Source organism: Nocardia sp. GP40, assembly GCF_050434125.1.
Taxonomy (GTDB): domain Bacteria; phylum Actinomycetota; class Actinomycetes; order Mycobacteriales; family Mycobacteriaceae; genus Nocardia; species Nocardia albiluteola.
Map to the genome: position 1 here is coordinate 28430 of NZ_JBNPVW010000013.1, position 20168 is coordinate 48597.

Here is a 20168-nt window from a genome sequence, read left to right on the forward strand (position 1 = left end):
AAACGGGTGGTCGGCCAGGCGCGAAGGAAAGCGGGCGGAGGGCCGTTCGGGCCCGTCCGACCGGAGCACGCGTCCGAGGGGTGGGAGGTCGCCGGTGACCCGGCCGAATGGTGGTTGACCAAAACGTTCGGCACCTTCCATGCTCGCATCACCGGCACCACCGGCACCACCTGCGCCTGGCTCATCTCCCGGCCCGACGGCGGGATGCTTCGCGAGGTATCCGCTCGCGGAGTCGAGGCCGCGAAGCTGGCGGCCGACGCCTGGGCCAGGGAACACCTTCCGCCCGGGTAGCCGCGTCCCCGGCCGGGAGATTCGTTCGGTCGGACGGGGACTCACGCCGCCTGCGGGTCGCGCAGCACGTGCTCCCAGTGCTGGGTGTTGGCGTACTCGCGGGCGGTCGTGATCAGGCCGTCCTGTACGTGGAAGATCGCGATGTTCTTGTTGTGATAGGCGTTGCCGTTGCGGACCGTGGCCATCGAATCCCATTCCACCGTGACGTAGGGCTCGGCCGCGATGATGTTCGTGACCTCGATCGTGGTCTCCTTGTCGGGGTCCAGCAGGCCGAAGGCGGCGCCGAGGAAGCCCTCGACGATGGCCTCGCGCCCGCGCCAGGTGCCCGACATCGGCAGGTCGCCGGGGTACCAGAAGGTCGCGTCCTCGGCGTAGTACGCGGCGACGTCGCCACCGGTGGCCAGGGCGTCGAAGTACTCGCGGACGGTCTGCTCGGCGTTGCGGTTCATGGTGTGCCTCCTGGTCGGGAGCCGTTGCGGGCCCTGATCTTTCGTTGAGACCAGTTCACCGCGAATCGTGGCGTCGACCAAGGGGCAGTCCGGAACTGCAGCGATAAGTGATCGTTATCGTCAGTCTGCCGATCCCGTGGCCGTCGTGGTGGAAGTGAGGCCGCGGAGCTGGGAAAGATGGTGGGAGACCGTGGATTCCGCCAATTCGACGGCAGCGGCAAGGTCGCCGCCGTTCTCCTCGCCGAGGGGACTCCGAGGTTCGCCAGCCACGGTGATGGGACCATCTTGTTGCCAGTCGTGGGGTGCATCGCCTCTTCCCCACCCCGCTCGACTTATGTTGTTGCGCTTCGGCTTTGTGCTAACGTGTGGAGCGCGGTTTCGCTGGTACGCTGCGGCGGCCGAGTCCTGGGCCAGCCCGGATCGCGGTTGCCGAATTCTGACCTACCTCCCGGAGTCACACCTTTGACATCGCCGCAGTTCTCGCCGCTCACGGCCGCTCGCCCGCTCGTACAGAGCTTGCCGACCGGCCCGGACGGGCCGCGTGTTCCGTTGTACTCACCCGAATTCGCCGCCGATCCACACCGTGTGTACCGCTCGATGCGCGAGCGTTTCGGCTCGTTGGCTCCGGTGGAACTGGCGCCGGGTGTGCCCGCCACCCTGGTGATCGGCTACCGCGCCGCAGTGCAGATCCTCCATGACTCCGACCACTTTCCATCCGACTCGCGAATCTGGGAGAAGACCGTTCCGGCCGACAGTCCGGTGCTGCCTGTGATGCAATGGCGACCCGCGGCCCTGCAGAGCATCGGCGCCGAACACGCCCGGTACCGGCAGGCCATCCTCGCAGGCACCGAGAACGCCGACCTGCATGCCGTGCGCCACACGGTGGAACAGGTCGCGACGTCGTTGATCGACGCGTTCTGTCAGGCGGGGTCGGCGGAGCTGATCAGCCAGTACGCCTTCCCCCTGACCTTTGCGGTCGTCAATGCCATCCTCGGCTGCCCACCAGAGACCGGACAGCACATCGCCGCCGGCTTCGCCGCCATGCTCGACGGCACCCAAGCCGAAACCGGCAACGCGATGATCATCCGAGCCCTGTCCGACCTGGTGACGCTGAAGCGGGCCGAACCCGGTGACGACATCACTACGCGGATGCTGCGGCATCCGGTCGCGCTCGAGGACGTCGAGGCCGTCGAGCAACTGGTGCTGATGTACGGCGCCGGTATCGAACCCATGCAGAACCTGATCGGCAACACGCTGGTACTGATACTGACCGACGAACGGTTCGCCGGAAGCGTCCTCGGCGGCAGCATGCTCACCCGTGACGCACTCGATGAAGTGTTGTTCACCAATCCGCCGTTGGCGAATCTGTGCACTCGATACCCCCGCCAGCCGATCCTGATCGACAATGTCTGGCTGCCGGCGCACCAACCTGTCGTCATCAGCATGGCCGCCTGCAACGACGACCCCTCCATCACCGACCGCAACGGCTACGCGGGCAACCGCTCGCATCTGGCCTGGGGTGCCGGCCTGCACGCTTGCCCCGGCCGATCGATCGCGTACCTGGTCGCCCAGGAGGCCATCGACCAGCTCCTCGACGTGCTCCCCGAAATCCGGCTCGCGACCGCGGTCGAGAACCTCACATGGCGGCCAGGCCCGTTCCACCGGTCCCTGTCGGCTCTGCCCGTAGTCTTCCCACCGTCACCCGTGCTCAACGGCGGGAGTTGAGGTCGGGCCCGGAACTCAGGCCGAACGGGGGAGATCCCAGCGGCCTGTCGCTGCGAAGTGTGCAAGTGCCGCCGCTGGTTCGGTCAGGTCCCAGCCCTTGGCGTCGATCCAACCGTCGTCGTAATACGTGTCGGCGTAGGGGCGGCCCGAATCTCCCTGCACGACAACGACAGTCCCGGTTCGTCCCTGCTCGCGCATCCGGGCGATCAGGTGCAGGGCGCCCACAAGGCAAGCGCCGGTGGACGGACCGGCGGACCTGCCGGTGATATCGCTGAGATGACGCATGGCCGCGACGCTGGTGGCGTAATCGGGGCAGTCACTGGCCCAGCCCGGGAAGTACGCCGAGTTCTGCGGATCCACCACGGCCAGTCGCGTGGTGTGCCCGTGTGTGCGCAGATGGCGGCCGATGGCGCGGGAGGTGGCTCCGGTGCCGACACCTGTCACGATCCAGGTGGGGGCGGCGCGTTCGATCCGTCCGCGCCGCAGCGCATCCGCGAGCAGACTGCGCGCGAGACCGTATTTCAGGCTTCCCGTCGGCCGTCGCGACTCGTCCTTGACGAACAGCTCGACCGTCGAATCCCCGGGGAGCGGAAAGCTCCACAGGGGTGTGGGCTCGTCTGCCGAGCGAATTGCGGACAGCACCCTCAGCGCCGATCGTGCCCACTCGCCCGGATCAGGTGTGATGGGTGAGCTCGGTCCAGGTGAGGGCGATCAACTCCAGCGCCCGAGGAGTCGGTTCGTCTCGGCGGTGAGTGCCGCCTGCAGGAACGGGCCGAAACTGACTCGGGCGACGCCCAGTTCGGCGAAGTACGCGCGATCGCCCTTGTCGGGCATGCCAATTGCATTCACCGGCAGCGGAAGTTCGGAGGTCAGGCGGCGCAGGGTTTCCGGGTCGTGGCCGCCGACGGGGTACAGGACGTCGGCGCCGGCCTCGGCCGCGAGGCGCAGGCGGGCGATCGCGCGCTCGACGCGGGTCTCGGCATCGCCGTCCTGGCGCAGGAACAGATCGGTGCGGGCGTTGACGACCACGTGCACGCCCGCGGCGTCGGCGGCCTGGCGCAGGCCCGCGACGAAATCGGCGTGCTCCTGCGGTTCGCGCAGCCTGCCGCCCTCGCTGTGCACGGTGTCCTCGATGTTCAGCCCGACCACGCCGGTCTCGAGCAGGCCCTCGATGAGCTGTTCGGGCTTCAGGCCGTAGCCGGACTCGATGTCCAGCGAGACGGGAATGTCCACGGCGGCGGTGATTTCGCGGACGCGGGCCAGCGCCTCGGGGAAGGTCATCCCCTCCTTGTCGGCTTTGCCGAGCGAATCGGCGAGCGGGTGGCTGCCCACGGTGAGTGCCGCAAATCCGGCCTGCTGCACCAGATTCGCCGACCAGGCGTCCCAGACGGTCGGCAGGATCGCCGGATCACCGGGGCGGTGCAGGGACAGGAATGTGGTGGCCTTCTCGCTGAGTGCGTTCACGCGTCCCAGCGTAATCGGCTGTGCGTCCTCGGTGGTGGTCCACTCGGGCGCGAGTTCGGGCGGGCCACTTGCGCATCTGCGCCATGCGCGGGCCGAACGGCCGGGAAGTCTTGACGACGAGGCTTGGTGCGGCCGAAGCGACGTGGCGGTGGCTGCGGAGTATCGCCGGAGTACGGGGTGGAATCGCGGCGGTGACGGGGGCGACCCGTCAGCGGTCGCCGTCGGTGGGGACCTGCGGCTCGGCGGACGGTGCGCTGCTGAACAAAGGCCGTTGCACCTTGTCGTGGGACGCGGTGCTGTCGGTCTCGATGGGTGCTGTGGTGTGACTGAACAATCCGGGCGTTGGCCCGCTCTCCTGGCTCATGCCCCGAAGTTTGCTCGCCGCGGGCCCCAAAAGCGAATCAGGACGCGGGATGTTCCGCATCGGATGTGTCACACCAGGGGTCTTGACACCGGAGTGGGGGCGTGCCCGCCGAAACATGATGAGGGGCATACATTTCGACGGGCGCGCCCAGAGCCCGGTGGTCTTACGAACCTCGACGGCGGATCGAGGGTTCCGGAGTGCAGTCCGGTGCTCGCTCGAGGGTTGAGCGCCGAGGAAGTCCGTACGGGCCGTCTTCAGCGTGCCCAGCCGGGGCGCCCGAAGCCACCGTGATTTCAATGAAGGATCTATTTCATTGATGGAAATCGGCGCGAAATAGGCCGTGATGTCCGGAGATTCAATGAAGGAAACACCAACTGGGTTTCTTTGTGATTTGAGCTACCGTTCGGCACGGTGCGCATTGTATTCGGCGGTTTACGACTTCTGTGAAGCGACCTTCCGGCGCACCGGACGAATGCTCCGACTTCGTCTCGGGGCATTGCCTGATGATTGGTAGTGAGGACTGATGAGGGATATCAAGAAAGCCGGTTCGGCCTGGGTTCTCCGGGCCACCGGTATCGCCGCGGCGTGCACCGCCGCGATCGGGCTCTTCTCGACGGGTGCCGCCAACGCGGACACTTTCGTGCCGTTGCCGGACGGCCACGTCGTGAACCCCGGGGTCACCATCGACAGTGTCGGCAACAGCGTCAACATCTCGCCGTCGCTGGCGGCGAACGGGGCCGGGCGCGTCGCCTGGCTCTCGACGCACATCACCGCGAACGTGACCACGCCGCCCGGCACGGTGGGCCCGAACAACGGCCCGATCAACAACCCGGGCACGAACAACTCCTCGACGCACGGCGCCTCGACCATGTCGGTCGGGTATGTCGTCGGCTGCCAGGTGGCGCTGGGCGCCCTGACCGCGGGCGTCTCCGGCGAGATCAGCACGACCCCGACCCTGTCGGGCTCGCTGTCGCTGCCGCTGGCTCCGGGCCAGGTCAAGTGGGTGAACTACGACCAGAAGGATATGACCACCAGCGGTGTCTATCACTTCGATATGCAGGACCAGGAGGTCACCGTGCAGGGCTGTGCGGGCTACGCGCAGGCCCGGCAGGTGGTGACGGTCGAGATCGTCGGCCCCGACTACACCAAGACCACCCTCTACGGCATGCCGTTCAGCCTCGGCTGAGTTCACCCACCACTTTCTCGAGGACACTTGCAATGAAAACAATTCGTATGGGTGCATTCGCCCGTCTGGCAGGCATCGGGGCCACCGCCGTCGCGGCCGTGGGACTCCTCTCGACCGGCGCGGCCAACGCGGACACCTTCGTGCCGCTACCCGACAGCCACATCACCCAGACCATGGGCGACGGCACCGTCGTGCACGTCGACATCACCGGTGAATCGGCGAACATCAACCCGTCCATGGTCGCGACCCCGCTCAGCCGCAATGCTTGGACCAGCGGACATGCCCAGGTCAACCTGACCGGCGGCGCGGCCGGCGACCCGAAGACTTCCACCCACCTCATCGTCGGCTACATCGTCGGCTGTCAGGTCGACCTGTCCGGCGGCATGACCAACGGCGTGGGCGCCAGCGCCACCGCGGACCCGAGCAGCAACTCGGTATCCGCCACCGGCACCGGCTCCACGACGCTCACCCTCGCGGCCGGTCAGGCCAAGGAACTGGACCTGCTCGACATCGAGCAGCCGGACGACTTCGGCGTGGACAGCCACTACTCGTGGCAGTCCGTTCCGGGCCCGCACCAGAGCCTGACCTGGCACGACGAGCAGTGGGCGGTGGACGGCTGCGGCGGCTACGCGCAGGCGCGGTCGTTCGCGCAGGCGAAGGTGTACACGAAATCGTCGATCGGATACGTGACCGTCTACGGGAAGCCGTTCAGTATCGGATAATTCGGGCACCGGGAAACCCCTGTGATCGCGCACATAAATGTGTCATCACAGGGGTTTCCTTGTATGTAATTCCCACTCTCCGGGATTTCATTGTTTGCAAGTCTAAAGGATTCACAGACAACTCTAAGCGGTGGGCCAGGGGGCAGACAGCGCGATCCGAAAAAGTCGGAACCGGTAGCGCTCGCAGCGTTGCGGGCGCGTAGTCGGGTGTCCCGGATAAACCGGAGGTAAGTCGTTCTATGGCCAGATATTCCAATGGGGAGTCGGTATTCTCGCGCTTGTCGCGCCTGCTCGAGGCGTTCGAGGACGATAATCCGGTCATCACTGTCTCCGAACTGTCGAAGCGGACCGGGCTTTCGTTACCGACCGTGTCGCGGATGGTGTCCGAGCTCGTGGACCGGGGCTGGCTGCAGCGCGACGCCGACCGGCGGGTGTGGATCGGACTGCGGATGTGGGAACTGGTCTCGCGCGCGGCCCCGACCCGGGATCTGGTCCGGGTGGCGACGCCCTACATGACCGAGCTCAGCGCGCGGATCGGGCAGAACGTGCACCTGAGCGTGCGGCAGGGGTTCGAGGTGATGTTCATCGAGCTGCTCTCCGCGCCCCATGCCGTGCCGACCGTGCTCAATGGGCCCGGATCGCGGCTGCCGCTGCACGCCTCGGCGCCGGGGCTGGTGCTGCTGGCCTGTTCGGCGTCGGGGCTGCAGGAGGCCGTGCTGTCCGGGCCGCTGCCGCCGTTGTCGCCACGGACCGTCACCGATCCCCAGGCGCTGCGCGCGCTGCTCTCGGAGATCCGCCGGACGGGTGCGGCCTACTGTCCCGGATTGATCGATCCGGCCAATACCGCGATCGCCGTGCCGGTGCGCTCGACCGGGCGTGAGGTGGTGGCGGCGCTGTCGGCGATCGTGCCCAATACCGAGGCGGCCCGGGCGGTTGTGCCGATGATCCGCACCACGGGGGCGCAGATCAGTCGGGCGCTGGCGGATCGGAACACGCCGAAGTGGCAGCCGGATTCGGGGGATTCTGAGGGAGCCGAGGAGTTACAACATAACCCGGGACCACCAGGGCGGGAGTTACGGTACGGGCCCGCTGCGGTTGGTAGCGCGAGCATTGCAGCAAATTTGTAGCTATGCATCATTTGGGAATCAGTTGCGGCACTGGCTGATCGCCGCTGTGAATCGCGGATCCTTTGATGGAAAGACGTGTGGGCGCCCCGGATTCGCGTGGTTAGGGTATTGATCAGTGCCCGCCGGACCGGAACCTCGGAAATTTTTGTCCGGCGGGCACGGTCATGTTATTCGCCGTTCTATTACGCCGAACGACGGTTCCGTTCATAGTGACTTCTCGGCATCTACGGAGGGTGCCGGATGGCCGGCCTTTATCTCGCGCAGCGCTCGCCGACGGGGCGGGGTGTCGGGTGTAACCCGGCTCACAGAAGTTGCACTTTCTGAAATTTTGCAGTTTGTGCTAGTTTCTGGGCATGTCCCTGTTCGAACACGAGGCGCCCGTCGGGCTGCGTGAGCAGAAGAAGTATCAGACCCGGCTCGACCTGTGCCGGGCCGCGCGGCGGCTGGTGCTCGAGCGGGGGATGGACGCGACGACGGTGGAGGACGTCGCCAAGGCGGTCGGGGTGTCGCCGCGCACGTTCTTCAATTACTATGAGACCAAGCTGGACGCCGTCGTTGGGCCCGTCGGCGAGATCGGAACACCGCAGACGCGTGCGCAATTCGTCGCGGGCGGGCCGACCGGGGAGCTGCTCGAGGATCTGATTCAGCTCTACATGGCCGGATTCGATGAGGACGTGCTCGCGGATATCGAGCAGGTCAGCGAGATCATCCGGGACGAGCCGCGGGTGCTGGCCGGATTCGTCGCCTCAGGCGCCAAGCACGAGACCGCCGTCGTAGAGCTGCTGTCCGCCCGGATGGGCGATGATCTCTCACCCGAATTCGGCGCGTTCACAGCGGCTTTGATGTCCATGCTGACGATGCGCGCGGCCATGGCTCTCGGGCAGAACCCGGAGCGGTCGCTGAGCGAGGCCGTGCACGACTACCGCGCGATGGCCGCCCGGCTGTTCGCGTCCGAGACCACCGGCAAGACCACCGACCACGGGAGACGGGGATGACCACCACGGATGCAGCACCACCGCCGATTGTCCTGACGCAGAAGAGAATCTGGCTGATCTTCTCCGCGCTGATCGCGGGCATGTTCCTGGCCGGGCTGGACCAGACGATCGTGGGCACGGCGATGCCGACCATCGTCGGCCATCTCGGCGGGGTCAAGTACATGGCCTGGACCGCAACGTCGTATCTGCTCGCCACCACCATCGTGATGCCGATCTACGGCAAGTTCGGCGACATGTTCGGGAGGCGTTGGCTGTTCCTGTTCGCGATCGCGGTCTTCACCGCGGCCTCGATCGGCGCGGCAATGTCCACGGGCTTCTGGGAATTCGTGGTGTTCCGCGGGCTGCAGGGCGTGGGCGGCGGCGGTCTGATGATCCTGGCGCAGGCCATCATCGCCGATGTGGTGCCCGCGAAGGATCGCGGCAAGTACATGGCCCCGATGGGCGCGATCTTCGGCATCACCTCGGTGGCCGGGCCGCTGCTGGGCGGCCTGTTCGCCGATCATCTCGGCTGGCAGTGGTGCTTCTGGCTGAACGTGCCGATCGGGCTGGTGGCGCTGGTGATCGCCGCGCGGTACCTGTCGATTCCGACCCATCGTCCCAAGGCCCGGCCTGATTACCTTGGCGCCGTGCTGATGTCGTCCGCGACGGCGCTGCTGATCCTGATCACCGATTGGGGCGGTAAGCAATACGCGTGGGGCTCGGCGACGATCCTGGGGATGGTCGCGGCGCTGGTGATCGTGGTCGGGGTGTTCGTGGCCGTGGAGGCGCGGGCCGAGGAGCCGATGCTGCCGCTGTGGCTGTTCCGCAACCGGACCTTCGTGCTGACCTCGGCGATCGGGCTGATCGTCGGCCTGACGATGTTCGCGGCGCTGGCGTTCATTCCCACGTATCTGCAGATGGCGACCGGGGTTTCGGCCTCGATCTCGGGGCTGCTGCTGATCCCGATGATGGTCGGCATGATGATCACGCTGATCTCCTCGATGAGCGTGATCACCAAAACCGGTCGCTACCGGGTCTTTCCGCCGATCGGCGGGCTGCTGATGATCGTGGGCATGCTCTGGCTGACCCAGCTGACCGCGCACACCGCGATGTGGGTGGTGGGTGCGCAGCTGGCCGTCATCGGCGCGGGCCTGGGCCTGATCATGCAGATCATCGTGCTGGTGGTGCAGAATGCCGTGGAGCCCGGCCAGATCGGCACCGCGACCAGCGCCAACAACTACTTCCGGGAGATGGGTGGCGCGATCGGCGTCGCGATCTTCGGCTCGATCTTCACCAGCCGGCTGACTTCGGGGCTGACCGATGCGTTCACCTCGCACATGCCGGAAGTGGTCAGCTCGCACCTGAATCCGAGCAATCTGGTGCCGGCGGTGGTCAAGCATCTGCCCGCCGATCTGCACGACGCGATCGTCGGGGCGTATGTGCACGCGCTGGTTCCGGGCTTCTGGTACATCATTCCGGGCGCGGTGCTGGCGTTCGTGCTGGCGCTGTTCATTCCGCACGTGGAACTGTCCGACGAGGCCGGGATGGTGGCGCGCGGCGAGGCGGTGCTGGAGGAGAATGCCACTGCCGCAGGCGATTCCGAGCAGGACCCAAATTCGGAGCTCGTCGCCGAGCGCTGACGATCGGGACGAAGGGCGCTGTCATCCAAGGCATTCGGATGACAGCGCCTTTACTCGTTGCCGAAGTAGTGCACGAATTCGTCGTCGGCGCAGGTCGTCCAGTCGTCGGCGGCCCAGAACGTCCAGCCATCGTCCGGGCCGGAACCCATGCGGATCGAGGTCTCGACCGGCACGCCCCGCCAGCACACCTCGACGCGGTGCAGCCCCTCGTCGTTGGACCGGATGTAATCGGTGATCGATTCCGGCACACCGAGGTTCGGCCAGTAGAAGGTGAGCCAGTCGTCGCTCAACAGCCAGTTCGTGGCCGCGCGCGTCGTCGAGGTCGTCGTCGGCACTCCGGGATCGACATACAGTGACAAGCCGGTGCGGCAGTTGTCGGCGAACCTGCGACGCGGGCCGTCGACCGAGCGCCAGCCGAGGGGGGACACCGACCACCCCGGGGGCGCGGTCGAGGCGGCCAGTGCCTCGATTGCCGGGGTCAGCCGGATCTCGTCGAACCGGTAGGGGCACTTGCCCGCGCCGCTGGTGTCGAAAGTGCGGTACTCGAGAAGGTCGACGTCATCGGTCCAGCGCACCCAGACCGAACGCAGCTGGTCGCCGAACCGGTCCTGCAGCTCCTTCGCGGCCCAGCCGGCGCCCCATTTCGCGCCGAACTGCACGTCGATCGTGTTGCCGGTGGTGCTCTCCCACAGTGGCACGTTGTAGGTGGAACCGTGATTGCGCCGCAGGAGGACCTCGTAGAGATCGGCGGGAGAAAGATCTTCCGCGCGGTCCGGCCATTGCTCGGCGCGAACGAATACGGTCGAGATGTTGGCCATCGATTCGCGAGGTGGACTACTCCGAGGCGGCGGTCAGCGCGTCGACCTCTGCCGTGGTCAGGTCCAGGTCCGCGGACTTCAGCAGGGCATCGAGCTGGGAGGGGACGCGGGCGCTGGCGATGGGGGCGACGATCGCGGGGCGGGCGCGGAGCCACGCCAGGGCGACCGATGCGACCGGGACGGCGTGGGCGGCGGCGATCTCGTCGAGGGCGGCCAGGATCGCGATGCCGCGCTCGTTCAGGTAGCCGCGAGCGCCGGCGGCGCGGGGGCTGTTTCCGGCGAATTGGTCGCCGGGGCGGTACTTTCCGGTCAGGAAGCCCATGGCCAGGCCGTAGTACGGGAGCACGCCGAGTTCTTCGCGCACGCACAGGTCGGCCAGGTCGCCCTCGTAGTGCTCGCGCTCGACGAGGTTGTAGTGGGGCTGTACCACCTGGTAGCGGGCCAGGCCCTCGCGCTCGGAGATCTCCAGCGCCTCGGCCAGCCGCGGCGCGGTGTACTGGGAGGCGCCCAGATGGCGCACCTTGCCCGCGCGGACCAGCTCGTCGAAGGCGGCCAGGGTTTCCTCGAGCGGCACCTCGGTGTCGTCGTGGTGCGCGTAGTACAGGTCGATGTGATCGGTCTGCAGGCGGCGCAGCGAATCCTCCGCGGCCGCACGGATATTGCTCGCGCTCAGGCCGGGGCGCTGCGGAAGCTTGGCCACCTTGGTCGCGATGAACACCCGGTCGCGGTTGGCGCGCGAGGCCATCCACTCGCCGAGAATGGTCTCCGACTCGCCGCCGGAATGTCCCGGCACCCAGGCGGAGTAGGCGTCGGCGGTGTCGATCAGATTGCCGCCCGCGGCCGTGAAGGCGTCCAGGACCAGGAACGATTCGTTGCGATTCGAGGTCCAGCCGAAGACGTTGCCGCCAAGGCAGAGCGGGTAGATGTCGAGGTCGGTGGTTCCGAGTTGCGCCATTCGTCCAACATAGTGCGGCCCGACTGGTCGATGCCGGGACGTGTCCGATGAATGCTCCCGGGTGCGGTTACGGCGGCGTCGGGACGGACGGTGCCAATGCGATGATCGGAGATACTCGTCGAGAATCGGAGGGCATATGACGATCGGGATCGCCGGGGTGCGGGTGGGGCACTGGTCGGATCCGGCGGCGGAGACCGGGTGCACGGTGCTGACGCTGCCGGAGGGGACCGTCGCCTCCTGTGAGGTGCGCGGCGGTGCGCCGGCCAGCCGGGAGCTGGATCTGCTCGCGCCGGACAAGACGGTGAATTCCGTCGACGCGATTCTGCTGACCGGGGGCTCGGCCTTCGGGCTCGCGGCGGCCGACGGGGTGATGCGTTATCTCGAGGAGCAGGGGCGTGGCGTCGTCACGCCCGGCGGGCGGGTGCCGATCGTGCCGACGATGGCGCTGTTCGATCTGGCCGCGGGCGATCCGGCCGTGCGGCCCACCGCGGAGCACGGATATGCCGCGGCCGCGGCGGCCTCGGGGGAGCAGATTCTGCGCGGGCGGGTGGGCGCGGGCACCGGCGCGTACACCTCGCAGTGGCGGGGGCCGGAGCGGCGGCCCGGCGGGATCGTTTGTGCGGAAAAGACTCTGGGCGAGCTGGTGGTCGTCGCGGTGTGCGCGGTCAACGCCTTCGGCGACATCGACGACGGCCGCGCCGGGATATCCCTGGACTCGGCCGCGATCTTCGAGGCGCTGCGGGAGGCGGCCGCGCCGCGCACCCACACCACCATCGGTGCTGTGATCACCAACGCCCGCCTGGACAAGGTCGGCTGCCATATCGTCGCCCAGGGCGCGCACGACGGGCTCGCCCGCGCGCTCACGCCCCCGCACACCCGGTTCGACGGCGACGGCATCATTGCCGCGGCCACCGGTTCGGTCGACGCCGCGGTCGATACGGTCCGGCTGCTGGCGCTCGCCGCCGTTGCCGAGGCAATCCGCTCGGTGGGTTGAGCCATTCCCAGCGCATTGCCCGGGTTCGGAATAATTCGGGCGGATCCCGCGGAAAAATACAGAATGGCGGGCCGGTTTCGATATTTCGTTCACGCCCACGGACCGCTGGGGGAACCTACGCTCTCAGCGAACCCGTTGGTACCAGCGGACACCAGTGCTCCGGACCCGGCTAGAGTAGGCTCGGCAGGTCGGAGTGCAGTGACAGAAAGAGAGCAGCACGTGGGTATGTACGAGAACAGGCAGGCAGCGGCCGAGCCCGTCGTTGGGTCCGGCTTCTCCGCTACGCCCGTCAACCGGGCCGCGTCGGGCGGGCTTTCTTGGGGTGATTCTCTGTACGATCGCCTACTCGCCCAGCGAATTATCGTCCTGGGTCAGGAAGTGGACGACGAGATTGCCAATAAACTGTGCGCTCAGATGCTTCTGCTGGCCGCGGAGGATCCGGACGCCGATATCTCGATGTATATCAACTCTCCCGGCGGTTCCATTACTGCCGGAATGGCCATCTTCGACACGATGAACCTGATTTCCTGCGACGTCGCCACCTACGCGATGGGCATGGCCGCGTCGATGGGTCAGTTCCTGCTGACGGCGGGCGCGCGCGGCAAGCGTCACGCGCTGCCGAACGCCGATATCCTGATGCACCAGCCGTCGTCCGGGATCGGTGGTAGCGAGTCGGACATCAAGATCCAGGCCGACCGGCTGCGCCGCATGAAGCTGCGCATGGCCACCCTTATTGCCGAGCTGAGCGGGCAGACCCCCGAGCAGATCACCGAGGATTCGGAGCGCGACCGCTGGTTCTCCGCCGAGGAGGCCCGCGATTACGGTCTGGTCGACGAGGTGATCAGCCGCACGCCGGTCGCCGCGAAGTAGTTCTCGACGCTGCGCCGTCCAGGGCCGCGGTTCCGCACGGAACCGCGGCCCTTCGCATGTGCGGGGTGCGATGCGCGGAATTCATTGGCGCTGTAGCCATTCGGACAGCAGGGCGCGTTCGGCCGTGGTGAGCCCGGGCAGGGCGGCCGGATCGAGCGCGACGGGCTCGGGGGGTGCGGGGGCATCGGTGAGGATCGCGCGAGTCACCGCGTCGTACATCGCGTCGGCGAGGCCGGGGTCGCGGTCCCGCGGGGCCGTGGCCAGCAGCGTCAGCAGGACGCCGGTGCCGGCGGAGTGAATGAGCTCGACGGCTCGCCGCTCGCCGACCCGGAGCCTGCCCGCCGTGGCGACGCGGCGCACTCGGGTGCGCAGCACCTCGACCCCGGCGGCCGCCGCGGGTGAGTGCCCGCTGCGGTGCGGATCGGTGAGCAGGCCGAAAACGGCCGGGTTGGCCAGGGCGAAGTCGATGTGCATGTCCCATCCGGCGCGCAGGTCCGCGACCGGATCGCTGTCCGGCGCGACGGCTTTCGCCTCGACGTAGGTGGCGAAGACATGTTCGGCGACGGCGTCGAGCAGCGCGTCCTTGTCCTCGAAGAAGCGGTAGATGGTCGGGGGCTGCAGGCCGGCCGCCTGCGCGACCGCGCGGATGGTGACCGCCTGCGGGCCCTGCTCACGCAGGAGTTGCGCGGCGACCTCCACGATGGTTGCCCGCGTCTGGTGCCTGGTCCCGGACTTCGTCTCTGCCATGTGGCCATCATAATCATCGTTGCTATCGTCGTTATTAACACTGATATTATCAGTGTTAATACCACGAGAGGATGCATCATGATCATCGTTACCGGCGCAAACGGCCAGCTCGGCTCCCGGATCGTCGGCAGGCTGCTCGAGCGGCTGCCCGCCGAGCGGGTGGGTGTCAGCGTGCGCGACACCGGCACGGCCCGCACGCTAGCCGTGCGCGGAGTGCGCGTGCGGCGGGGCGAGTACGGCGATCCTGGGTCGCTGGCCGACGCGTTCGAGGGCGCGTCGCAGGTGCTCGTCGTCTCGGCGGGCTCGACGGGCCACGCGGCGGTCGCGCAGCATGTCGCGGCGATCGATGCCGCGCGTGAGGCGGGCGCGAAACGCATCCTGTACACCAGTCATCAAGGCGCGGCGGCGGATTCGCGCTTCGCGCCGATGCCCGACCATGCCGCCACCGAGCGCTACCTCGCGACGACCGGCACACCGTTCACCGCCCTGCGTAACGGCTTCTACGCCGGCACCATCGCGCGCCTGCTCGGCGGCGCGCTCGAGACCGGCGAACTCGTCGCACCGGCCGACGGCCCCGTTTCCTGGACCACGCACGCCGACCTCGCCGAGGCGGCCGCGACCCTGCTCACCGACGAGGGCCGCCTCGACGGCCCCACCCCGCCCCTGACCGCGCCCACCGCCCACGACCTGGCCGACATCGCCGCCATGCTCAGCGAACTCACCGGCCGCCCGATCCGTCGCGTCGTCGCCGACGACGCCGAATGGACCGCCACGATGATCGCCCACGGCGTCCCCGCCGCCCAGGCGGACCTGCTGCTCGGCATGTTCCACGCCTCGCGCCGCGGGGAGTTCGCCGCCACCGACCCCGAGCTCGAGACGCTGATCGGGCGTCCGGCCACGCCTGTCTTGTCTGTCCTGCAGGAAATCGTGGGCCGGTCCTGAGTGTGCCGCACCCACGGCGCCCGGTCCGATGCGGCTGTGTGAGATCGGTTGGCCGCCAATGGTGCTGAGCTCGGGACCGAGCAGGTATTCGGCTACCTGGATGTTGTCGGTGCTGCGGGATCGCGGGTCGATCGTGAGTGGACCGCAACGTCGGCGTTCGGCTCGATGCGACCTGTGAGATCAGTTGGCCGCCAATGGCACTCGGCTCGAGGCGTCATCTGGAACCGAGATCCAGCAGGCGCAATCGGCCGCGGGTAAGGACTACGGCCCGCCGAAGGGAAGGCGCTCAGGAGCGGAAACGCCGCGCGGTAGCCCCAGTCCAGCATGTGTTCGGCGACGGCGCCGTCGTCGGGGGAGCTGTGCAGGACCACGCCGATCAGCGGCCGACCCGCGCGGACGGCCTCGAAGAGCAGGCAGGTGCCCGCGGCGTCGGTGCTGCCGGTCTCGATGCCGCTGGGATCGCTGAAATGCGTTCCCGCCATGCCGAATTGGCGCGCTGTGGCGTTCATCTTCGCGCGGCCCTGCCGCATTCTCAGCTCGCCGCGTTCGCCAGGGCGGCGTCGAGGTTGCGCTCCACCCAGGCGCGCAGGTTGTTCAGCGGCACCGCCGCGCTCTCACCCAGCTCGGTGAGGGCGTATTCGACGTGCAGCGGAACGGCCGGATAGACCGTCCGGTCGACCAGGCCGAAATCCTCCATGCGGCGCAGTGTTTGGGTCAGGACCTTGGGGCTGATGCCCTGCAGCCGGCGCTGGAGCTCGCCGAACCGTTGTGGGCCGTCCTCGAGCATGCCGATCGCCAGCGCGGACCACTTGTTCGCGAGCAGATCCAACATCGGCCGGCACGGGCACTGTGTGGAGTAGACGTCGTGGTGCGCGTGCCGTCCGGTCGGGCAGCTTGTCGGCATTGCTGATCTCCTCACCAGGCAGCTTTCCTCGAGGAAAGTTGCAGCTCTTGATGGTAAGTACCCCCTCGGGGATACCTTCACCTCCGTCAACAGGGAGACCGCCCGAGGTCTTCCACGAATCGAGAGGTGACGCGATGTCCGCGGACACGATGCGTGCGGTGGTACTGGAGAGTTTCGGCGATTCGAGCGCGCTTCGGGTGCGGGAGGTGCCCCGCCCCGAGCCGCTGCCGACCGAGGTGCTGGTGCGGGTGCACGCGGCGGGGGTCAACCCGGTGGATTGGAAGACCCGCAGCGGCGGCGGGATGGCGGGGGTGCTCGGCGAGCCGCCGCTCGTGCTCGGCTGGGACGTTTCCGGAGTGGTGGAGGCGGTCGGCTTCGGCGTGACCGCGCTGCGGCCCGGCGACGAGGTCTACGGCATGCCACGGTTTCCGCACACGGCCGGCGGCTATGCCGAGTATGTGACCGCCCCGTCGCGGCAATTCGCCCGCAAGCCGGTCACCGCGAATCACGAGCAGGCCGCGGCCGTGCCGCTGGCGGCCCTGACCGCCTGGCAGGCCCTGGTGGACGCCGCCGACGTGCGGGCGGGACAGCGCGTGCTCGTGCATGCCGCCGCGGGCGGGGTGGGGCATTTCGCGGTCCAGTTCGCGAAACACCTTGGCGCCCAAGTGATTGCCACGGCGAGCAGCAGGAACCACGATTGGCTGCGGCAGCTCGGCGCGGACGAGGTCGTCGACTACACCACGGTCCGGTTCGAGGATGCCGTGGGCGATGTCGATGTCGTCATCGATCTGGTCGGCGACGAGCATGACAAGACCTCGTCGCGCTCGCTGCGGGTGCTGCGACAGGGCGGCGTGATCGTTGCCGTCCCCAGCGGGGTTTCCCCCGAATTGGCCGACGCGGCAGCGGAACTCGGCGTGCGGTCGACGCCCTTCCTCGTGGAGCCGGACGGTCCGGCCCTGGCCCGGATCGCGGATCTCATCGACGACGGGCAGGTGCGGGTGGAGGTTGCGGAGGTCTTTCCGCTGGAACAGGCCGCCGCCGCGCACGACCGGGGTGAGAACGGCCGCACGCGCGGCAAGCTCGTGCTGCGGGTTGCCTAGACCGCCTAGGCCACAGCGAGTTTCGCCCCCGCGGGTCGAGTGCTAGCCGCGGGGGCCGGACTACCGTGCGCCGAACGGCAGCACGCTCAGCAGCGGCAGTGCGCTGACCGTCGGGCCGAAGCCCCAGTCCAGCATGTGTTCGGCGTCGGACGCGGCGACGGCGCCGTCGTCGGGGGAGCTGTGCAGGACCACGCCGATCAGAGGGTGGCCTGCGCGGACGGCCTCGAAGAGCAGGCAGGTGCCCGCGGCGTCGGTGCTGCCGGTCTTGATGCCGGTGGCGCCCGGGTAGTCCCTCAGCAGGCGGTTGGTGGTCTGCCAGACGTGGTCGCGGTGGCCGGGGGCGGCGGGCAGGTGATAGCTCCGCAGCCGGACGACGTCGCGGAAGGCCGGGAGGTTCATCGCGCGCATGCCGAGCCTCACCAGGTCGGCGGGGGTGGACTGGGTGGCGCGGTCGGTCGGGTTGGGAAGCCCGCTGGGATCGCTGAAATGCGTTCCCGCCATGCCGAATTGGCGTGCGGCGGCGTTCATCTTCGCGATGAACGCGTCCTGGCCGGGGCCGAACGACTCGGCCAGGGCGTAGGCGGCGTCGCAGCCCGAGGGCAGCAGCATCGCGTAGAGCAGCTCCCGCGCGGTGAGCACCTCGCCGGGCACCAGGCCCCCGGTGCTGCCGTCGTACTTGGCGTCGTAGGCGATGATGCCCGGCGGCACGGTGATATTCCGGTCGAGGTCGCCGGAGTTGAGCACGACCAGCGCCGTCATCACCTTGACGAGGCTGCCGATTGGGGCCGGGGTGTTGGCCTGCCGCGACCACAGTGGAAGGCCGGTGGTCGCGTCGGCGAGCTGCGCCTCCTGCGCATGGATTCCCATGGGCTCGGCCACGGGCTGGGGGAACAGTTGAGTGTGGGACGCGGTGGGCGTGGCGGCGGCGGATCCGCCGACCACGGTCAGTGCGCCGGCGAGGGCGGCAAGCATCATTCTGGCAAATGACTGCATGGGGCACATTGTGCCGTGAGGTTCGATCGAAACGCGGGATTTGCCCGCCGAACACGCGTTGCCAGTGGGGGCGGATCACGTCCGGTCGTGCCCTGGAGCGTCTCCCGCAACAGGCGCGGGTGGCCGGCGGGCACGGTTGGGTGCCGACCAGGATGCGGGGCGAAGCGTGCTTCGGTGAGACAAGACCTCGACTGGCAATGGGTGGTGAATTCGGTCGGGACATGCGTCTGGGGCGGGGATCCGCCGGATCCCCGCCCCGAAGTGCGCGGTTACTGGAAGATTTCGGTCCAGGTGACCGGAAGATCGTGTACCCCATAGATGTTCATGTCGGTGCGCAGCTTCACCTCTTCCGCCGGAATGGCCAGGGCGAGAGTCGGGAAGCGGCGCAGCAGGCCCTGGAATCCGGCTCGCATCTCGATGCGGGCGAGCTGCTGGCCGAGGCACTGGTGGACGCCGTGGCCGAAGGACAGGTGGCCGCGGGCGGTGCGGCGGATGTCCAGGGCGTCGGGGTTCTCGAAGCGCGCGGGGTCGTGGTTGGCCGCGAGCAGCGAGATGACGACGGTCGACCCCTTGGCGATCGTCTCGCCGCCGAGCTCGAGATCCTCCGCGGCGTAGCGGTAGAGAACATCGACCACGGACAGGTAGCGCATCAGCTCCTCGACGGCGCCTGGCATCAGATCGGGTTCGGCGCGCAGCTCGGCGGCCTGCTTGGGATGCTCCAGGAGCGCAAATGTGCCCAGGCCCAACATGTTTGCGGTGGTCTCGTGCCCGGCGAGCAGCAGCAGGAACGCGATGCCGGTCAGCTCCTCGATGGACAGATCGTCCTGGCGGGCCAGATCGGACAGCAGGTCGTCGCCGGGCTCGGCGCGCTTGTTCATGACCAGCTCGGCCAGGTACGTCGTCAGCGCGCCGTAGGCGGCCATCTTCTCCTCGATCTCCTGGTCACGGACCAGGAATTTGGCCGAGTTGGACTGGAAGGTGACCCGATCCGCGTAGGGGACGCCGAGCAGCTCGCAGATCACCAGCGAGGGCACCGGCAGCGCGAACTCCGCGACCAGGTCGACCGGCGGGGTCAGGCTCGCCAGGTGGTCCAGCTGCCGCTCGACGACCTCGACGATGTGGTCTTCCAGCTGTTTCATGCGCCGGACGGTGAAGGCGCCGGTGAGCTTGCGGCGCAACCGGGTGTGGTCCGGCGGGTCCATGGCGATGAACACACCGGGGATCTGCGGTGACGGTTCGCGGTCGGCCGGCAGGTCGGGCAGGTCCTCGAGCGTGTGGAGCACCCCGAGGTCCTGGCGGGAGCTGCAGCGGGTGTCGGCCAGGAGTTCGCGCAGCGCCCAGTAGCCGGTGACGATCCAGCCCTGGTGTCCGTCCGGGAAGACGATCGGGCTGACCGGGCGGGTCTCGCGCAGCTCGGCGACCGCGCTGGGCGGGTTGAACGGGCCCGCGTCGCGAGCGGTGGGTAGGCCGTGCGGGATCGGATCTGCTGTGGTCATCGGGGATTTCCTCACGTGGCGATTCAGTTGACGATGGTGAGCGCGCCGGACGGGCACAGCCGTGCGGCCTCGCGGATGCCCTCGGGGTCGGCCGCCGTGTCCAGCAGCAGCACGCGGCCGTCCGCGTCGTCCTGGTCGAAGGCCGTGGGAGCGGTCAGTGCGCACATTCCGGCGCCGATGCAGCGCTCCCGGTCCACCCGGAGTTCCATGGGCTGCCTCTACTTCTCGGCGACCGGGCCGCGGGGCGTGGGGAAGATGGTGAGCGCGCCGTTGCGCATCGCCGCGTCGTTGCGGATCATCTTGTGCCCGTTCGCCTTCCGTGCCCTTGGTGTCGCGGTTGCGGAACTGGTCATGGGAATACCTTCGCCCGATCGGCTGACATCGACCTGATACGGGCCTGACACGTT

The 20168-nt window shown here is 68.0% G+C and carries 25 protein-coding genes; 11 read left to right on the forward strand and 14 right to left on the reverse strand.

Annotation, left to right across the window (positions count from 1 at the left end; genetic code table 11):
- The first annotated feature begins 114 nt into the window (after positions 1–114).
- Positions 115–291: a hypothetical protein gene (locus tag ABH933_RS32525; protein WP_429421457.1), complete on the forward strand. Its 177-nt coding sequence runs from the start codon at positions 115–117 to the stop codon at positions 289–291.
- A gap of 41 nt (positions 292–332) precedes the next feature.
- On the opposite strand, the gene ABH933_RS32530 is transcribed toward ABH933_RS32525, so the two are convergent.
- On the reverse strand, positions 333–740 hold the full coding sequence (locus ABH933_RS32530) for a nuclear transport factor 2 family protein (RefSeq protein ID WP_215915728.1): 408 nt from the start codon (positions 738–740) through the stop codon (positions 333–335).
- Positions 741–860: 120 nt separating this feature from the next.
- Positions 861–1010, reverse strand: a complete 150-nt coding sequence (locus ABH933_RS32535) for an ArsR family transcriptional regulator (RefSeq protein WP_429421459.1) — start codon at positions 1008–1010, stop codon at positions 861–863.
- 192 nt (positions 1011–1202) lie between these two features.
- On the opposite strand from ABH933_RS32535, the gene ABH933_RS32540 reads away from it, so the two are divergent.
- Complete coding sequence (locus tag ABH933_RS32540; RefSeq protein WP_429421461.1) at positions 1203–2465, forward strand: cytochrome P450; 1263 nt, start codon at positions 1203–1205, stop codon at positions 2463–2465.
- A 15-nt stretch (positions 2466–2480) separates the two neighbouring features.
- Here the strand turns inward: ABH933_RS32540 and ABH933_RS32545 are convergent, their stop codons facing one another.
- From ABH933_RS32545 to ABH933_RS32555, 3 genes are all read right to left on the reverse strand, one after another.
- Positions 2481–3107 carry a hypothetical protein gene (locus ABH933_RS32545; RefSeq protein ID WP_429421463.1) on the reverse strand — a complete coding sequence of 209 codons (627 nt, stop codon included), beginning with the start codon at positions 3105–3107 and terminating at the stop codon, positions 2481–2483.
- A 69-nt stretch (positions 3108–3176) separates the two neighbouring features.
- Positions 3177–3929, reverse strand: a complete 753-nt coding sequence (locus tag ABH933_RS32550) for an isocitrate lyase/PEP mutase family protein (protein ID WP_215915731.1) — start codon at positions 3927–3929, stop codon at positions 3177–3179.
- Between the two features lie 208 nt (positions 3930–4137).
- Positions 4138–4293 (reverse strand): hypothetical protein, encoded by a 156-nt coding sequence (locus tag ABH933_RS32555; RefSeq protein WP_429421465.1) that lies wholly within the window; start codon positions 4291–4293, stop codon positions 4138–4140.
- 523 nt (positions 4294–4816) lie between these two features.
- On the opposite strand from ABH933_RS32555, the gene ABH933_RS32560 reads away from it, so the two are divergent.
- From ABH933_RS32560 to ABH933_RS32580, 5 genes are all read left to right on the forward strand, one after another.
- Positions 4817–5479: an MspA family porin gene (locus tag ABH933_RS32560; protein ID WP_429421467.1), complete on the forward strand. Its 663-nt coding sequence runs from the start codon at positions 4817–4819 to the stop codon at positions 5477–5479.
- A gap of 32 nt (positions 5480–5511) precedes the next feature.
- Positions 5512–6201 carry an MspA family porin gene (locus tag ABH933_RS32565; protein ID WP_429421469.1) on the forward strand — a complete coding sequence of 230 codons (690 nt, stop codon included), beginning with the start codon at positions 5512–5514 and terminating at the stop codon, positions 6199–6201.
- A 239-nt stretch (positions 6202–6440) separates the two neighbouring features.
- Positions 6441–7328: an IclR family transcriptional regulator gene (locus ABH933_RS32570; RefSeq protein WP_429421471.1), complete on the forward strand. Its 888-nt coding sequence runs from the start codon at positions 6441–6443 to the stop codon at positions 7326–7328.
- A 353-nt stretch (positions 7329–7681) separates the two neighbouring features.
- Positions 7682–8323 carry a TetR/AcrR family transcriptional regulator gene (locus ABH933_RS32575; protein WP_429421473.1) on the forward strand — a complete coding sequence of 214 codons (642 nt, stop codon included), beginning with the start codon at positions 7682–7684 and terminating at the stop codon, positions 8321–8323.
- Positions 8320–9942 (forward strand): MDR family MFS transporter, encoded by a 1623-nt coding sequence (locus ABH933_RS32580; protein ID WP_429421474.1) that lies wholly within the window; start codon positions 8320–8322, stop codon positions 9940–9942. The genes ABH933_RS32575 and ABH933_RS32580 overlap by 4 nt, the downstream gene beginning before the upstream one ends.
- A 50-nt stretch (positions 9943–9992) precedes the next feature.
- On the opposite strand, the gene ABH933_RS32585 is transcribed toward ABH933_RS32580, so the two are convergent.
- Positions 9993–10760, reverse strand: coding sequence for a hypothetical protein (locus ABH933_RS32585; protein ID WP_429421476.1), 768 nt, complete (start codon positions 10758–10760; stop codon positions 9993–9995).
- A gap of 16 nt (positions 10761–10776) precedes the next feature.
- Positions 10777–11715, reverse strand: a complete 939-nt coding sequence (locus tag ABH933_RS32590; RefSeq protein WP_429421477.1) for an aldo/keto reductase — start codon at positions 11713–11715, stop codon at positions 10777–10779.
- 136 nt (positions 11716–11851) lie between these two features.
- Between ABH933_RS32590 and ABH933_RS32595 the strand changes: the two genes are divergently transcribed.
- Positions 11852–12709, forward strand: coding sequence for a P1 family peptidase (locus tag ABH933_RS32595; protein WP_429421479.1), 858 nt, complete (start codon positions 11852–11854; stop codon positions 12707–12709).
- Positions 12710–12934: 225 nt separating this feature from the next.
- Positions 12935–13579 carry an ATP-dependent Clp protease proteolytic subunit gene (locus tag ABH933_RS32600; protein ID WP_429421481.1) on the forward strand — a complete coding sequence of 215 codons (645 nt, stop codon included), beginning with the start codon at positions 12935–12937 and terminating at the stop codon, positions 13577–13579.
- An 81-nt stretch (positions 13580–13660) separates the two neighbouring features.
- Here the strand turns inward: ABH933_RS32600 and ABH933_RS32605 are convergent, their stop codons facing one another.
- Entirely contained in the window at positions 13661–14326 is a 666-nt protein-coding gene (locus tag ABH933_RS32605; protein WP_429421483.1) for a TetR/AcrR family transcriptional regulator, read from the reverse strand.
- Between the two features lie 78 nt (positions 14327–14404).
- Here ABH933_RS32605 and ABH933_RS32610 point away from each other — a divergent pair, with 78 nt between their 5' ends.
- Positions 14405–15268 carry an SDR family oxidoreductase gene (locus tag ABH933_RS32610; protein WP_429421484.1) on the forward strand — a complete coding sequence of 288 codons (864 nt, stop codon included), beginning with the start codon at positions 14405–14407 and terminating at the stop codon, positions 15266–15268.
- Between the two features lie 92 nt (positions 15269–15360).
- Here the strand turns inward: ABH933_RS32610 and ABH933_RS32615 are convergent, their stop codons facing one another.
- Together ABH933_RS32615 and ABH933_RS32620 are read right to left on the reverse strand one after the other, a co-directional pair.
- Complete coding sequence (locus ABH933_RS32615) at positions 15361–15777, reverse strand: hypothetical protein (RefSeq protein WP_429421486.1); 417 nt, start codon at positions 15775–15777, stop codon at positions 15361–15363.
- A 23-nt stretch (positions 15778–15800) separates the two neighbouring features.
- Positions 15801–16172, reverse strand: coding sequence for a winged helix-turn-helix transcriptional regulator (locus ABH933_RS32620; protein ID WP_429421488.1), 372 nt, complete (start codon positions 16170–16172; stop codon positions 15801–15803).
- Positions 16173–16306: 134 nt separating this feature from the next.
- Between ABH933_RS32620 and ABH933_RS32625 the strand changes: the two genes are divergently transcribed.
- Positions 16307–17272, forward strand: coding sequence for an NADP-dependent oxidoreductase (locus tag ABH933_RS32625; RefSeq protein ID WP_429421490.1), 966 nt, complete (start codon positions 16307–16309; stop codon positions 17270–17272).
- Positions 17273–17332: 60 nt separating this feature from the next.
- Here ABH933_RS32625 and ABH933_RS32630 read toward each other — a convergent pair whose 3' ends face one another.
- The 4 genes from ABH933_RS32630 to ABH933_RS32645 form a co-directional block, all read right to left on the reverse strand.
- Positions 17333–18265, reverse strand: coding sequence for a D-alanyl-D-alanine carboxypeptidase family protein (locus tag ABH933_RS32630; protein ID WP_429421492.1), 933 nt, complete (start codon positions 18263–18265; stop codon positions 17333–17335).
- Positions 18266–18534: 269 nt separating this feature from the next.
- A complete protein-coding gene (locus ABH933_RS32635; RefSeq protein ID WP_429421494.1) occupies positions 18535–19761 on the reverse strand; it encodes a cytochrome P450 in 1227 nt (408 codons plus the stop codon).
- Between the two features lie 23 nt (positions 19762–19784).
- Positions 19785–19970: a ferredoxin gene (locus ABH933_RS32640; protein ID WP_215915746.1), complete on the reverse strand. Its 186-nt coding sequence runs from the start codon at positions 19968–19970 to the stop codon at positions 19785–19787.
- 9 nt (positions 19971–19979) lie between these two features.
- Positions 19980–20114 (reverse strand): hypothetical protein, encoded by a 135-nt coding sequence (locus ABH933_RS32645; RefSeq protein ID WP_429421497.1) that lies wholly within the window; start codon positions 20112–20114, stop codon positions 19980–19982.
- Positions 20115–20168 lie beyond the last annotated feature (54 nt).